Source organism: Pseudoalteromonas sp. J2K-J599 (assembly GCF_059295115.2).
The window spans coordinates 2,804,660-2,820,527 of the sequence record NZ_CM200271.1 but is presented as its reverse complement, the minus strand read 5'-3'; the positions used below and the strand labels follow the sequence as shown (position 1 = coordinate 2,820,527).

The 15,868-nt window shown below is 38.8% G+C and carries 12 protein-coding genes; 6 read left to right on the top strand and 6 right to left on the bottom strand.

Features of this window, described 5'->3' with window-relative positions:
- Nucleotides 1-53: 53 nt before the first annotated feature.
- The 4 genes from AC5NT5_RS12785 (at nucleotide 54) to AC5NT5_RS12770 (ending at nucleotide 7,601) form a co-directional block, all read left to right on the top strand.
- Complete coding sequence (locus AC5NT5_RS12785; RefSeq protein WP_004587162.1) at nucleotides 54-392, top strand: P-II family nitrogen regulator; 339 nt, start codon at nucleotides 54-56, stop codon at nucleotides 390-392.
- Nucleotides 393-401: 9 nt separating this feature from the next.
- Entirely contained in the window at nucleotides 402-1,631 is a 1,230-nt protein-coding gene (gene amtB / locus AC5NT5_RS12780) for an ammonium transporter AmtB (RefSeq protein WP_024596272.1), read from the top strand.
- Between the two features lie 150 nt (nucleotides 1,632-1,781).
- Nucleotides 1,782-4,124 carry a penicillin-binding protein 1B gene (mrcB, locus tag AC5NT5_RS12775; protein WP_024596271.1) on the top strand — a complete coding sequence of 781 codons (2,343 nt, stop codon included), beginning with the start codon at nucleotides 1,782-1,784 and terminating at the stop codon, nucleotides 4,122-4,124.
- A gap of 456 nt (nucleotides 4,125-4,580) precedes the next feature.
- Nucleotides 4,581-7,601 carry a TonB-dependent receptor gene (locus AC5NT5_RS12770; protein ID WP_024596270.1) on the top strand — a complete coding sequence of 1,007 codons (3,021 nt, stop codon included), beginning with the start codon at nucleotides 4,581-4,583 and terminating at the stop codon, nucleotides 7,599-7,601.
- A gap of 76 nt (nucleotides 7,602-7,677) precedes the next feature.
- Here AC5NT5_RS12770 and AC5NT5_RS12765 read toward each other — a convergent pair whose 3' ends face one another.
- The 5 genes from AC5NT5_RS12765 to AC5NT5_RS12745 form a co-directional block, all read right to left on the bottom strand.
- Nucleotides 7,678-9,519, bottom strand: a complete 1,842-nt coding sequence (locus tag AC5NT5_RS12765; protein ID WP_182725162.1) for a methyl-accepting chemotaxis protein — start codon at nucleotides 9,517-9,519, stop codon at nucleotides 7,678-7,680.
- Nucleotides 9,520-9,698: 179 nt separating this feature from the next.
- Entirely contained in the window at nucleotides 9,699-10,979 is a 1,281-nt protein-coding gene (gene hemL, locus AC5NT5_RS12760) for a glutamate-1-semialdehyde 2,1-aminomutase (RefSeq protein WP_024596268.1), read from the bottom strand.
- A gap of 33 nt (nucleotides 10,980-11,012) precedes the next feature.
- Complete coding sequence (locus tag AC5NT5_RS12755; RefSeq protein WP_002958914.1) at nucleotides 11,013-12,029, bottom strand: aspartate carbamoyltransferase; 1,017 nt, start codon at nucleotides 12,027-12,029, stop codon at nucleotides 11,013-11,015.
- 114 nt (nucleotides 12,030-12,143) lie between these two features.
- Nucleotides 12,144-12,578: a CopD family protein gene (locus AC5NT5_RS12750; RefSeq protein WP_002958913.1), complete on the bottom strand. Its 435-nt coding sequence runs from the start codon at nucleotides 12,576-12,578 to the stop codon at nucleotides 12,144-12,146.
- A gap of 15 nt (nucleotides 12,579-12,593) precedes the next feature.
- Entirely contained in the window at nucleotides 12,594-14,276 is a 1,683-nt protein-coding gene (locus AC5NT5_RS12745) for a chloride channel protein (RefSeq protein ID WP_002958912.1), read from the bottom strand.
- 321 nt (nucleotides 14,277-14,597) lie between these two features.
- Between AC5NT5_RS12745 and erpA the strand changes: the two genes are divergently transcribed.
- The gene (erpA, locus tag AC5NT5_RS12740) at nucleotides 14,598-14,936 is read left to right on the top strand and encodes an iron-sulfur cluster insertion protein ErpA (protein WP_002958911.1); all 339 of its coding nucleotides are present in this window, start codon (nucleotides 14,598-14,600) and stop codon (nucleotides 14,934-14,936) included.
- Between the two features lie 49 nt (nucleotides 14,937-14,985).
- On the opposite strand, the gene AC5NT5_RS12735 is transcribed toward erpA, so the two are convergent.
- Nucleotides 14,986-15,174, bottom strand: a complete 189-nt coding sequence (locus AC5NT5_RS12735) for a hypothetical protein (protein WP_024596569.1) — start codon at nucleotides 15,172-15,174, stop codon at nucleotides 14,986-14,988.
- Nucleotides 15,175-15,620: 446 nt separating this feature from the next.
- On the opposite strand from AC5NT5_RS12735, the gene AC5NT5_RS12730 reads away from it, so the two are divergent.
- A complete protein-coding gene (locus AC5NT5_RS12730; RefSeq protein WP_002958908.1) occupies nucleotides 15,621-15,860 on the top strand; it encodes a helix-turn-helix domain-containing protein in 240 nt (79 codons plus the stop codon).
- The last annotated feature ends 8 nt before the right edge of the window (nucleotides 15,861-15,868 follow it).

Genomic DNA, 15,868 nt, shown 5'->3' with positions numbered 1-15,868 from the left:
GGTTGGATTGTTTAACCCAACAGGATAACAATAAAGAGTCCGAGGGGGCCGCTATGAAAATGATTAGTGCAATCATAAAACCATTTAAATTAGACGACGTGCGTGAAGCACTCGCTGATTTAGGAATTGAGGGGATGACAGTAGTTGATGTTAAAGGTTTTGGACGTCAACGAGGTCATACTGAGTTATATCGTGGTGCAGAATACCAAGTAGATTTTATTCCTAAGATCAAACTTGAAATTGCAACTCGTACTGAAAATTGTCAACGTGTTGTTGAAGCAATTACTAAAATTGCATCAACAGGTAAAATCGGTGACGGGAAAATTTTCGTGTACGACTTAGATCAAATTGTTCGTATCCGTACTGGCGAACTTGACGAAGAAGCAATTTAAGGGGGTCTCATGGAAAATACAATAATAGAACTAAAGTTTTCACTCGATACCTTCTATTTTTTAATATCAGGTATATTAGTAATGTGGATGGCAGCAGGTTTTGCCATGTTAGAAGCGGGCTTAGTTCGCTCTAAAAACACAGCTGAAATTTTAACTAAAAATGTCGCGCTGTATTCAATTGCATGTACGATGTTTTTATTAGTTGGCTACAACATTATGTATGTAGACAATGCCGAAGGTGGTTTTATTCCTTCAATAGGCGCTTTAATTGGCACACAAGCTGCTGATGCTGATCATTCTTTAGAATCTGACTTTTTCTTCCAAGTAGTATTTGTTGCAACGGCTATGTCGATTGTATCGGGTGCAGTTGCTGAGCGTATGAAGCTATGGGCTTTCCTTGGCTTTGCTGTAGTACTAACTGGTTTTATTTACCCTATTGAAGGTTACTGGACATGGGGTGGTGGTTTCTTATCTGAAATGGGCTTTGTAGATTTTGCAGGTTCTGCAATTGTACATGGCGCAGGTGCAGCTGCTGCACTAGCGGGTGTACTAATCCTAGGTGCTCGTAAAGGAAAATATGGTAAAAACGGTGAAATATACCCAATTCCAGGTTCAAACTTACCACTTGCTACACTAGGTACATTTATTTTATGGATGGGTTGGTTTGGTTTTAACGGTGGTTCTCAATTACTACTTTCGGATAAAGAAAACGCAACTGCGGTAGGTCAAATATTACTTAATACTAATGCAGCTGCTGCAATGGGTGCTATTGCTGCACTGTTTGTATGTAAGATACTTTGGGGCAAATCAGATTTAACCATGGTATTAAACGGTGCATTAGCAGGTTTAGTTGTAATTACTGCTGACCCACTTTCACCTTCTCCATTAATGGCATGTTTACTAGGTTTACTTGGTGGCTCATTAGTTGTGTTTAGCATTATAGCACTTGATAAAGTTAAGATTGACGATCCAGTAGGTGCTATCTCTGTACACGGTGTGTGTGGTGCATTAGGTATTATGTTAGTACCGCTAACCAATGGTGATGCAAGCTTTGTCAATCAGTTAATTGGTTTAGTGTGTATTCTTGCCTTTGTATTTGTAGCATCATTTATTGTTTGGACTGTGCTTAACAAAACAATGGGTATACGAGTAACTGAAGAGGAAGAACTAAACGGTATGGATCAACACGATTGTGGTATTGAAGCCTACCCAGAGTTTGTTTCTGTTAGAAATAGCTAATAGTTTATTTAAATAATAGTGTGTTTACATAAAGCCCTACTTCGGTAGGGCTTTTTTTGTTTCAGGGGGGGTTAACTTTTCGGATGTTAGGATATGCCCAATATGCTAAGCTCACACTCGTGAATAACCCTTGGAATAAATTACACTTAAATGGCCGACAATAAAAAAACACCTACCAGCAAACCTGCAGCTAAACGTGCTAGTAAATCGTCAAGCACGACAAAAAAAAGCACATCAAAGGGTAGTAAAAAAACAGTGAATCCCACTGTTAAACGCTCTTTTATGAGAAAAACATGGTCAGTGTTTTGGAAATTCAGCTTGGCTGTTTTTATTGCAATGGCAATGTATTTCATTTATTTAGATTCAAAAACTACACGTATATTTGAAGGTAATAAATGGCAACTTCCAGCGCAAGTGTATGCTCGTTCTATGGAGTTCTATCCGGGGCAATTTTTATCAAGCCAAGAAGTTGTGTTTGAGTTAGAGCGTCTACATTATTCATCTGTTAATAGATTAAGCAGAACAGGGCAGTTTGTTAAAACAGCAGATAGCATCAAGATTTATCGCCGTGATTTTGAATTTTATGATGGCCTTGAAGAATCACATATTATTGAACTTCGTTTTGCAGGGCAAAAAGTTGCGACTATTAAAGATAAGTTCGGCAGGCGTTTAAACTCTGCTCGCCTAGAACCTGTGCAAATAGCGCGAATTGGCAACGACTCTAAACAAGATAGAGAATTTGTACCGCTAGATAAGTTCCCAGCCATGCTTAAAGATACGCTACTGGTAGTTGAAGACCGTGATTTTTATGATCACCATGGTGTGTCGGTGTTTTCTATTTTACGTGCGCTTTATTCAAATATTAAAGCGGGACGCACCGTTCAAGGTGGCAGTACGCTTACTCAGCAATTAGCTAAAAATATTTACCTCACGCGTGAGCGTTCTTTAGTACGAAAAATAAATGAGGCCTTTATTGCCCTTATTTTAGATTATCGCTATTCAAAAGATCAGATATTAGAAGCTTACTTAAATGAGGTATACCTAGGGCAGTCATACAACCAAGGTATCCATGGTATGGGGCTTGCTTCTGACTTTTACTTTTCAAAGCCTGTAGACGAGCTTGAGTACGATCAAATTGCTCTGCTGGTGGCAATGGTTAAAGGCCCATCTTATTACAACCCACGTCGTTATAAAGAGCGCACAATGGAGCGCAGGGACTTAGTGCTGCGTCTAATGGTCGAAAATAAGTTACTTAGCACAAAAGAGTACCGTGCATCGCTTAATCGCCCAATTGATATTGCGCCAATGAAAGCCAGTTTACAAAAATCATACCCAGGCTATTTAGAGCTAGTAAACAGAGAGTTAAATGAATTATTACCTGATCAGCAAACACTTGATGCAGGCGTAAGAGTATTTACTTATTTTGACTTGCAAAAGCAAACAGCAATGGAAGAGTCGATTGAAAAGAGTTTACCGTACTTGGAAAATCGCCCTAGAACTGAAAAACTAGAAGCAGCCATGATCTCTGTTAATGTAGAAAAAGGCGGTGTTTCTGCACTTATTGCTGGTCGCGATGTTCGATATTCAGGATTTAACCGTGTTTTAGACACAAAACGTAATATAGGCTCGCTTGTAAAACCTGCCGTGTATTTAACCGCACTGCAATTGCCACATTATAATTTAGCTACTTTGCTTGATGACTCGCCAGTACAGGTCACAAATGAGCAAGGTAAAGTGTGGCAACCAGAAAATTTTGACCACCAATACCGTGGTGCAATTCCACTTTATAAAGCATTTAGTAACAGTATAAATATCCCAGCGGTTAATTTAGGCCTCGATGTAGGTGTTGATAAAGTAGTAAATACATTGAAAGGTTTAGGCGCAACAGGGGCGATAGACGAATACCCATCGCTGCTTTTAGGGGCTGTTGAAATGTCGAGTTTTGAAGTGGCTCAGCTTTATACAACAATTGCTGCAGATGGCGAATATAAAAAGCTCACTGCAATTTCGGCATTAACTGACTCTGTTGGTAAAGTACTTTATAAGCATAAAGTAAATGCAGAGCCTCGTTTTGATAAATCTGCAATGTATATGACCAAATACGCAATGAAACGCGTAACGAAAGATGGCACTGCTAAACGCTTAAATTTACACTTTCCGTCAATCCAGCTCGCTGGTAAAACAGGGACCAGCAACGATTTACGTGATAGTTGGTTTGCAGGCTTTGATCAAAATACAGTGACTGTTGCGTGGCTTGGTCGAGATGACAACAAAAGCACTGGTTTAACAGGTAGCGTAGGCGCATTAGAAGCATATATTCGTTACTTAAAACCACTTAACCCACAAGCAATAGCTGATACGCGTCCACCATCAATACGCTGGGCATTTGTAAATGAACAAACGGGTAAGCAGGCACCACCAGGATGTGGCAAGGTGATTCAGCTACCGCTTAGGGCGAGTGAGTTCGAGCCTAGGCCACAATGTATTCGTTAATAAAACAGAGCCCTTAATAATAAAACCGCTAACTCAGCGGTTTTTATTATATTTAGCTTAACTATCTAGCAGTTCGAATTAGTAATTAAATAAATTTTAATTGGTTTTATTACCATATTTTTTAGAAATTATTTAAAAATTAGTGAGTATAACTAATTTTTAAATAGCATTATTCGAGATTAAAAAAAGATTTTGTAAATATTTTGTTTACGTTGCGGTTATTTAAATTATTGCTGGTTGATATTCTTTTTTTATTTCTTTAAATTAACACTTTAAATTTTTATATTATACAAATAAATACGCTAAAATCATTTTAAGTGTTTGTTTTTATTTGTTTTTAATTTTAATTTTATCTTGGATTAATTAACATATTTACAATTTGTACTCTTTTGTTACTCTCTGTATGCATTTTGTTTAAAGTGCTAAAATAATTATAAACTTTACAGGGATAAGAATATGAAAAATATATTCAAAAAAAATCTTACAGCAATAGCGGTTCTTGCTTCTCTCGGGGTTACTCTCCCAGCAGCTGCATCTGATGTTGTAGGGTCTATTAATAATATTTCTACTACTGCAGGGTATACAGTAAAAGTCAAAAACCCAGCAACAGGGTTAGAAAGAACACTAAGTATTTCTGATGATGGATCTTTTCGTTTTGCATCTTTACCTTCTGGTAGTTATCAAATACAAATTATAAAAAATGGTGCTGTTGTTGCAGAAGATAACGTTCGAGTTTCGTTAGGAGCAAATGCAAGAGCCAGTTTTGATTTAGCTCAAGTTAGTGACTCTGGGCCTGAAGTAATCCAAGTATTAGGTGCTCGTATATCTTCAATTGATTTAACTACAGCTGATTCGGGGTTAGTAATTACTGATGCTGAAATAGACCGTATGCCTATAAACAGAGACCTTACATCTGTTGCGCTATTAGCGCCAGGAGCGGTTAAAGGTGATAGTGCATTTGGAAACACCGCTTCTTTTGGTGGTTCATCGGTTGCTGAAAATGCATGTTATATAAACGGGTTAGAAGTTACTAATACTCGCCAAGGTCTTGGTTGTGGTGAAGTACCTTTCGAATTTTACGACCAATTTCAAGTTAAAACAGGCGGTTATTCCGCGAAGTTTGGTCGTGCAACCGGTGGTACTATTAATACAACTACTAAAAGTGGTACAAATGAGTGGGAATTTGCGGCAGTCGTACAATTTCAACCTGACTCTTTACAAGAAGAGGGCAGCATCTCTCGTGGTAATAATGGCGCTGGCCAAATTTTCAGAGATGAAAGCCTAGATTCAGATAGCAAAACTGATGTAACGTTTTCTGCTGGTGGTCCACTAATCGAAGATACACTGTTTTTCTACGGCTTGATAAACCCAAGGGATACAGAATCTACATATACTTGGGGTGGAGATGAGTTCTCGCCAAATGATCAATACCGCAACGAATCAGCTTCTGGTGGTGATAATTTATTCTGGGGTGGTAAGCTTGATTGGGATATTAATGAAAACCACAGATTAAGCTACTTTGCGTACTCTAACCGTCGTGATATTGAGCGCTCTGTTTATGAATATGATAATGGGACAGTTGGAGATCGTATTGATGGCGCTCTTCTCAAGCGTGGTGGTGAAGCGCAAAGTTTAAGCTACACAGGTGTGTTAACTGAAAACTTAGTAGTGACGGCAATGGCTGGTAATATTAAGACAGAGTATGAAACACAATCTGAGAACTTAGTTTGTCCTTCAATTACAGATTCACGCGGCACAGCTAACCCAATTACAGGTTGTGGCGCAGGTGGTAGTTTTGGTGCTAATAATGATGAAAACACACAATACCGCTTAGATGTCGAGTATGTCTGGAATGATCATGAAATAACATTTGGTATAGATTATCAAGAGCGTAAGTCAGAAAATGTAAGTAGCCCAATTGGCGGGCATAGTTATGACTACAGAACTTTAGCGGATAATGGTAGTTGGCAAGCTGATAACGGTGCATTGACAAATAATACAGGAGCTGCGCTTGATTATGTAGAGGATCGTATCTTCGATGGTGGTGGTAGTTTTGAATCAGAATTAACCGCTTACTACATTGAAGATCAGTGGCAAGTAACTGATGATTTCTCTGTAAAAGTTGGCCTACGTATTGATGAATTTGATAGCTGGGGTACTACCGGTAAACTATTAACTAGTTTTGAAACGGATATAGCTCCTAGATTAGGTTTTACGTGGGATCCTACGGGTACTGGCGATACTAAGGTATATGGTACATATGGGCGTTATTACTTACCAGTTGCTAATAACACTATTTTTAGAGCTGCATCTGGTGTTAGTGATATCACGACAGCTTATACTTATACTGGTGTTGATTCACAAACTGGTGCCCCTACAGGGCTATCACCACTTGCGGACACGCTTGGGAGTGGCGGAGCTCAAAACTCACAGCAAGTAAGTGGCGTGCCTGTAATACCTGAAAAAGATATTTTCCAAGCTCAAGAGGCGGAACCATTTTCTAAAGATGAATATATTATAGGTATACAGCAAGCCTTAAATGATGAATATACAGTTGGTGTAAAAGGTATTTACCGTGAAGTTGCAACTGCACTAGATGATTACTGTGGACGATATGCATACCCATACTGTGTAATGATAAACCCAGGTGACTCTTCTAGTTGGTACAGCGATGGTTACTATTGGAATGGTACAGATTGGGGGGATTCATCTTTTGATAATGACGGAGTTCCAGATAGTGGTTCGTTAACTACTTATTCGGCGGATACGATAGGCTTACCTAAAGCAAATAATGAGTATACAGCAGTTGAGTTTAGCTTAGATTACAAGGCTGATACTATTCGTTACCAGTTTGGCTATACATGGGCTAGAAGTGTTGGTAACTTTGAAGGCGCTGTTAAATCAGATATTGGTCAAGCAGATGCTGGTATTACTCAAGACTTTGACTTCCCTGCTGTTATGGATGGTTCACAAGGCTATCAACCTAATGATAGACGCCATACCTTTAAGTTCTTTGGTAGCTGGGAGCCTATGGAGGATCTAACCGTTGGCTGGAATGCAACCTTACAAAGTGGTCGTCCTAAAAGCTTATTTGGTCAAGGTTATCCGTCAAATGATCCAAATTTAAACGGTGGTTGGGGAGATACTTTTTACATCTACACTAACGAATGCCCTGATACAAACAGCAATGGCGAGTGTGAGCAAGATGAAAAAATCTATGAGAAGCACAGCCGTGGCACGAATGGTCGTACACCTTGGGTATTTAACTTAGATTTATCTGCCGCTTACGACTTTACTATCTCAGATATTGATATGAGAGCATCTGTTAATGTCTTTAACATTTTCAACTCACAAACTGAGTCGTCGTTGAATGAGCACTATGAGCAAAATGAAGGCGAAGTAAATGCTTATCATGATGCTGCGTACTCTTGGCAAACCCCGCGTTATGTTCGATTAGGTATCGAAGCTCGCTTCTGATATTACTAATTACCTCTACTAAAAACCCTTCTGAATAGAAGGGTTTTTTATTTTAAAATTACTTGTTTTTTAACGCTTAAGATTTAAAAAACTGCATTGATTTGGTTAAATCATTAGATAAGCGACTTAATTGCTGTGCATCTTGTAGCGTTGATTGAGCCGATGTTAGCGTTTGATCTGCTAAATTACTCACCTCTTGCGAATCATTCAATGCTTGTGTTGTTGCATTTGATTGCTGTTTAACACGCTCTGCAATTACTTCACCTTGATGTTTAATATCGCCCATACTTTGCTCTGCACTTTGCAATACTTCATTGGTTTGATTGGCTGCTTTTACTGATTGCTCCATTTTTTCAACACTTGAGCGCATTTTTTGCTGGGTGTCGTCAGATGCTTGTTGTAAAGAGCTAATAATTTGATGTATTTCTTGGGTTTGTGTTTGTGTACGCTGAGCAAGTGTTCTTACCTCATCAGCTACAACGGCAAATCCACGGCCATGCTCGCCGGCTCGCGCGGCTTCAATAGCGGCATTAAGTGCAAGCAAGTTTGTTTGATCGGCTATTTCACTGATCCCTTTACTTACTTTGCTAATTTCTTGGCTATCTTGTGCTAGTTTATCGAGCGCTTGTTGGCTCTCTGCAAATTCAATTTGGAGGTCTTGCATATATTTAGCAAGCTCCATTGTATTATCTGAACCTTGTTTCACATGAACTGCAGCATTTTGTGCGGTAAGCGTAGCTTGATGCGCTGACTCTTCAACTGCAAGTGCGTTTTGAGCCATATCGCTTAGTGCATTATAAATGGCATTGACTCGAATTTGCTGTTTTGAAACATCATTGCTTGTTTCGCTACTCGCATGTGATAGCGATTTAGTTGCGTCGCATAGCTCTTCTGTACTTGCTTTAACATCAAATAATAAATGTGAAAATGCATTAAGTAATGCATTGTAGCGCGATGCAATAATTCCCATTTCATCATTAGTGCTCGAATCGATAGTGGCATTTAAGTCGCCATTCGCGGCTCTATTAGCGGCATCAGCAAAGCGATTAATGGTATCAACAACTGCAAAATAAAAACCAATCATCAAATAAAATGCAAATAGCAAACTGATCAATGAAGCAGCTAAAACAAGATTTCGTGTCCACTGTTGAGTTTGTAGTTTTGCCTCAATAAGGCTCTCAAGGGTTGGAATGCTCTTACTAACAAGTTGATTAATACTGCTGTGAACATTGTTTGTTAGTTTAGTAAATTCTGATTGAGTTAATAGAATATCGTCTGGCTCAAGTAGTTTTTCATCTATCGCGTTTTTAAATGCACCCACAGCACTGTGTAAACTAGTTAAAGGAGGCATGAGCGCTTTGTTTACTGATTTATCTGCATTGGTGGCTACATTGAGTATTTTATCGAGTTGTTTTTCGTATAAAGGAAGTGACTTACTAAAATTTGAAAGTGCTATAAACGTATCGGGCGTAAAACGGTTACTAGCTAAAACAGTATTAGCGCTTTGCGCTGTTGAGTTTATTTGCATTATAAGTGCAGGAATTGGCGTGACTAAAGAGCGGTTTACATAAGCGCTTGCTAACTGACTGTCTAAGGCTAGATTTGATTGAATAGAAACAAGTTCAAGTACTTCATTTGCTTGTGTGTCTTTTATGTCAAAGCCGAGTGAGCGAGCTATTTTTATATTTTGATTCGTATCTCCCTGCATTTGATTTGAAAGTATAGCTCTGTAGCCTTTTAAGCCTTGCTGTTGCATTTTTGAAACAGTAATACTTTCACTTAATAACGAGACTAAAAAAAACAAACTAAGTGATAGAGGAACGAGTAAAATTCCAAACATTAAGCTGATTTTAGTTTTGTATTTTAAGTTTGCCATTAGCTGGATAGCGGGAAAAGAAAATTGGCGTAATCCTGACATAAGGCTCTCTTGTATTTTTTGTAATAGAGTAAAGGTGAATAGACCTTGTTATGCTTAATTATCATTCATTTATAGTACACTACAAATAAAAAAAGCCCTTTCGGGCTTTTTTCAATCTTTAGTCTTAATTACATACTTAAAAACAAGTGGTTACAAATGTATAAATAGTAATTTTTAGCTTAAAGTTTAGCAAACGAGCGTTCCGCTGCCGCTATTGTGTCTTTTACTTCTTGCTCAGTATGCGCAGCACATACAAAACCAGCCTCAAATGCTGATGGGGCAAGGTAAACGCCTTCTTCAAGCATGAGGTGGAAAAAACGTTTGAAGCGCTCTAGGTCACACTCAGTTGCTTGCTTGTATGTCGTTACTTTTTCAGCATCAGTAAAAAAGAATCCATACATGCCGCCCGCATAGTTAGTTGTTAGCGCAACACCGGCTTTTTTAGCACCAGCTTCAAAGCCTTCACAAATTGCTTTTGAAATAGCTTCTAACTTATCGTGAAGGCCAGGCTCACTTAATAGCTCAAGTGATTTTAAACCTGCAGCCATTGCAATAGGGTTACCAGAAAGAGTACCAGCTTGGTAAACTGGTCCTACAGGCGCAATGTAATCCATTATTTCAGTTTTACCACCAAACGCGCCAACTGGCATGCCGCCGCCAATTACTTTACCTAAACACGTAAGATCTGGTTTAATGTTGTAATAAGCTTGTGCACCGCCAAGTGCAACACGAAAGCCTGTCATTACTTCATCAAAAATAAGTACTGATTTATATTCGTCACACACATCACGCAAACCTTCTAAAAAGCCAGGCACTGGTGGAATACAGTTCATGTTACCGGCTACTGGCTCTACAATAATGCAGGCAATTTCGTCTGCGTATTTTGCAAAAATAGCTTTTACTTCATCTAGATTATTAAACGAAACTGTAAGTGTATGCTTAGCAAAGTCTTCAGGAATACCTGGAGAATTAGGCACACCCATTGTTAGCGCACCAGAACCTGCCTTAACTAATAACGAGTCAGCGTGACCGTGGTAACAACCTTCAAATTTTAATATTTTATCGCGACCGGTAAAGCCACGTGCTAAACGAATTGCACTCATTGTTGCTTCAGTGCCTGAGCTAACCATGCGTACTTTTTCGATTGATGGAACTAGCTCTTTTACTTTTTCAGCCATTAATATTTCGGCTTCAGTTGGTGCGCCATAGCTAAGGCCATTTTCTACAGCTTCGTGTACAGCTTGTTTAATTGCAGGGTGATTATGGCCCATGATCATAGGCCCCCAAGAGCCAACATAATCAATGTAACGATTACCGTCGGCATCAAATGTAAACGCGCCTTCTGCTTTTGTAATGAATAGTGGCGTACCGCCTACACCATTAAAAGCACGAACTGGTGAGTTTACGCCACCAGGAATAGAAGCTTGGGCGCGTTCAAATAAGTCTTGGCTAATTGTCATGAAAAATCCTATAAATTGTCACTTAAAAGAGGGTTAGCTGTCGCGTTTGCGGCTAAACCAAGGTACGTCTACTTCATACTTATCGACTTTGTTTTCTACGCCGAGTGTTAAAGCAAACAGTGCCATACGAATTAATACGCCATTTTGTACTTGGCGGAATATTGCTAAATTGTCGTTACTGTTTAAGTCGTTATCAAGCTCGTTGGCTTCTAAGCGACTGTCACGTGGAAGAGGATGCATTAATACAGAGTTAGGCTTACAGTGAGCGCTGTAAATAGATTGGCTAATCCTAAAACCGCCACGGTATTTATTTGCTTCTTCTTGCGATGGAAAACGCTCTTCTTGAATACGTGTTTGGTAAACAATATCGGCTGCTAAATTGCCTTCCATCTTATTTACTAGCTCAATTTTATGGCCAGCATTTTCTACTGCATCTAAAATGCTTGTTGGCATTTGTAAGCCGTCAGGCGCGACCATCGAAAACTTTACATTTTTATAATGGCACAATAGTTTAGATAAAGAATGCACTGTGCGGCCATACTTTAAATCGCCCACAAGCGCTATATGCATACCATCAATATTTTGACCAAAACGATGTAATTCGCGCTCAATGGTTAATAAGTCAAGTAATGCTTGAGTAGGGTGCTCATTTGGGCCGTCGCCGCCATTAATAACCGGCACAGTACAGCCGTCAGCAAATTCACTAACTGAGCCTGCATCAGGATGGCGCATAGCAACAGCGTCAGCATAAGCTGAAATAACGCGGGCGGTATCGTAAAGAGACTCACCTTTAGCAAGGGCTGAACTTTGCATACCTGTAGTTTCACGTACGCCACCGCCAAGTAAGTTAAAGGCGGTGCCAAAGCTAACTCGTGTACGAGTGCTCGGTTCAAAAAACAAATTAGCTAAAATAGCGCCTTCTAGCACCGTAGTTTGCTTTTGCTTTTTAGCATAAGGCTCCATTTTTTTTGCTACTGCAAAAATACGTTCAATGCAGTCTCTGTCTAGCTGATTTACAGACAGTATATGCTCACCTTGGAAACTTAACATGGGGTTATTCCTAATCAGTCAAATGGGCGCGATAATCCATAAATGGAGCACGCAATCGCGCGTGTTAAAGCAAGTATTGTAAATTGCAGCGAAGTTTAACATGCGCCGCAAAGCTTATAAATTAGGTTTTATTACCGCAAGTGCCACTATGATGAGCAACGCAATAACTGGGAGCTCATTAAAAATACGGTAAAAGCGGTCTGTCTTAGTGTTGCGGTCATGTTTAAAGTCATTTAATAACTTAAAACAGTAGCCGTGGTATATATATAATATGATCACCAGCACTAGCTTATAGTGCAACCACATACTGTATCTAAACCAATCACGACCATATTCAACAATGGTCAATACACCAAATACAGCGGTTAATACAGCAAATGGGGTAACGAAATAAAGTAGTCTGCGCTCCATAACTTTTAACATAGAGTTGCATGATCTTTCCTCGCTCATAGCGTGATATACAAATAATCGAGGCAAGTAAAAAATACCGGCAAACCACGCAATCATAAAAAATATGTGGAGTGTTTTATAAATCAATAATGCGCTCATAATAGTCCTTATTGTTTAAAGTAAGCTGTTACGAATGGTTAAAATATGATGAATTTGATCCCAGCGTAATAGCCCCATAATTTGTTGATTATCTAAAAGGTTATAAACGTAAAGCGCGCCACTTCTTTTATCTTTTAGGATATCGAAAGCATCGGCTAGGGTGGCCTGACTACTGATGCCCTGCAAGCTAATATAATTTATATTTATTGTTTCATTAGACATTAGCGTTAAATCGTATTCAGCGAGACGATAGCCATTTTCTTCGTCAAAAACAATTAACGGAGTTTGGCTATCCATGGCATCTAATGTGCTTTTTATTTGCACTTTGTCGTCAGAGTAAAGCAATTTAAAGTCTTCATCCATATCATCCATTATCCCCACTTTTTGTAATGCTTCGGTAGCGGGAGATACATGGTACGGTAATCCCTGAAAATCTAGTTGCTGCAAAAATATGGAGCGATTTCCAAAAAACTGTAATGCTGTTACATAGGCCGTGGTGATCACAAGCATAGCTGGAACAATTATTTCAGGTGACGATGTAAGCTCCATGACCGTTGTTAAAGCAGCTAGTGGTGCATGCAATGTGGCGGCCATTAATCCGGCCATACCTAAAACTCCATAAGTACCCGCTATATCAGTGCCAGGACTAATAAACTGAGCAAAAAAAGCCATTAATGTACCAATTAATACGCCAAGTCCAATTACCGGACCAATTAAACCGCCCGGAATACCCAAACCGATAGCAAACAATGTAGCAAGTAGTTTAGCGATTAAAATAGTTGTGAGTAGCTTTACGTCATCAGGAGATTCAACCGCGATAGTTATTGCGCTCATACCAGAGCCCATAGCATGAGGCACTGCGTAAGCTATTAAGCTGGCAATGCACCCTGCAATTAATAAACGAGGGAACATACTTAAAGGTTTAAATGTTTTAATAATTAGCATTAAGTTTTGATTAAAGCTAAATGCAATTGCACCCAGCGCCATGCCGCATAATATTAAATAAGGGTAATGCCAACCACTCAATGGCGCTATGGTAATGAGCGCAAGCTCTGAGCCTTCACCAAAAACAAACTGTGTGGCCAGTGCGCCAGTAACAGCGGCAAGCATGATAGGTACAAATATATGTACTTTATATTCACGAAGTACCACTTCCATTACAAAAATAACGGCTGCAAGTGGAGTATTAAACGACGCGGCTATACCTGCCGCTACTCCACAACCACTTAGAGTACGCATGGCATTATGCGGTAAATGCAGCTTATCTGCCAAAATACTCGCCCCCGTTGCGCCCATATGCACGGAAGGCCCTTCTCGGCCAACTGAAAAACCGCTAATGAGAGCAAGTGCGCCACCAACAAATTGATTAACCGTATTGTATAAAGGCATTTGCCCGTAGTGACGTTTAATTCTGTGTATAACAAAGGGGATACCCAAGCGGTAATGTTTAAACCCAGTAAAGGCAGCAAACGTGGCTATTAGTAATGCAGCAACTAAAGGCATTAGTACACGTTCAAGTGTTGGTAGGGTAGTAAAGTCGTCAGGTGTTTCTAAAAATAAGCTTTGGAAAAACAGAATGGTTAAGCGAAATAAAATAATAAAAAATGCAGCAATTAATCCGGCAACTACGCCTAATAAGCATAATTGTACAGATGTTTTAGGTTTTGCCAGCCGACGCCTGAGTTGCTCAAGCCACATGCATAATTCCTCGCTGTATTTTTCAGCAGCATTTTAGCAAAAGAGTTTAGCTAAGTCCTTGTGATTTTGAAATTTTCGTAACTTATATTAACAATTTGCAGTGAAGATTAAGACCTATTGCCTATAACTAAAATATTTAATGAGTTTATAGCGTATAAAGGTCGCTTTTAGTTTGCTTAAGTATTATTTTAGCTAGTTAATGTTTGGCCACTTTTTTACTAATTTATAGATATAACTTAGAGGAAAGAGTTGTTTTACTATACTTGATTAAAACACTCGGGTATTAGATAATCACGCCATTGCGATATTGAGGGTTTTAAAATGTCTGAAGAATTACCAATTAAGTTCAGCGATGCGGCTGCTGTTCGTGTTAAACAGTTAATCGACGAAGAAGAAAACCCAGACTTAAAACTGCGTGTTTATGTAACAGGCGGTGGTTGTTCTGGTTTTCAATATGGTTTTACTTTTGATGAAAAAGCGAATCCTGGCGATTTAGAAATTGTAAAAAATGGTGTAACACTCGTTATTGATCCAATGAGCATTCAATATTTGGTTGATGGTGAGGTTGATTACACTGAAGGATTAGAAGGTGCACGCTTTTTTGTATCTAATCCAAATGCAACAACAACCTGTGGTTGTGGTGCAAGCTTTAGCGTTTAACAGCCAAACGCTAAATAGAATAAAGCCGCTTTTGCGGCTTTTTTAATGCCTATAAATCAGTTGGTGCGTATTCGGTAATTTGCATTATCAATACAAAAAAGCCGAGTACAAAGGCTGAAAACGCTAAAATATACATAAAGCCTTTTTTACCTTGTTTAATTGGTACGCCGTTGTGGCGCAAAAAAAAGTACCAACCTAAACACAACACGATAGGTAATAAAAAAAGAAGTCTGAACATTACTTGGCCTTTTTAGTGCAAATTATTGCTTAATAATAAACGTGTAACATTAAAAAGGAACAAATATGTTATAAATATTTTTAAGCTGTTTTATGAAGGTAATATTATTTTTTTAATATTTTCTGATAACTTAGGTCAAATATTCAGTGTTTATAAATGTTCGTTCAGGTTGATTTTGTACCGAGTATGTAATTAATTATTTAACCAAAGTGTTAATAGTATATAATGTATCCAAGAATGAGACGGGCAAAATTTCATTCTCAATAAAAACAAATCTTTACCATATTATTAGCGTAGTTTTTAGCTGTGTTGGTGGAGTGAGTAGCAACACATGCTTTATTAAGCAATAGCTTGCTATTGAAAGTATGACTGCTTACCTGCCTACGGCTATTGATGGAAACTACTGCTTTAATGGGTACGTCAAATCATCTAGTAGGAGATGTAAAATGATGGGCAAAACAGTTTCTTCTGAAGAAAATGCAAAGCTAACAAAGTGGCTTAAAACCAAGCGCCATGAAAAGGGTCATACAATGCGAAGCCTAGCACAAGTGCTTGGAACGCCTCATTCATTTATCGGCAAGATTGAAAATCAAGAACGCCGTTTAGATGTCATTGAGTTTGTTCGCTATTGTACAGCTCTAGAAGTTGATCCACATGAAGCACTTAGCTTGCTAAAAGTAGATTAACTCAATAA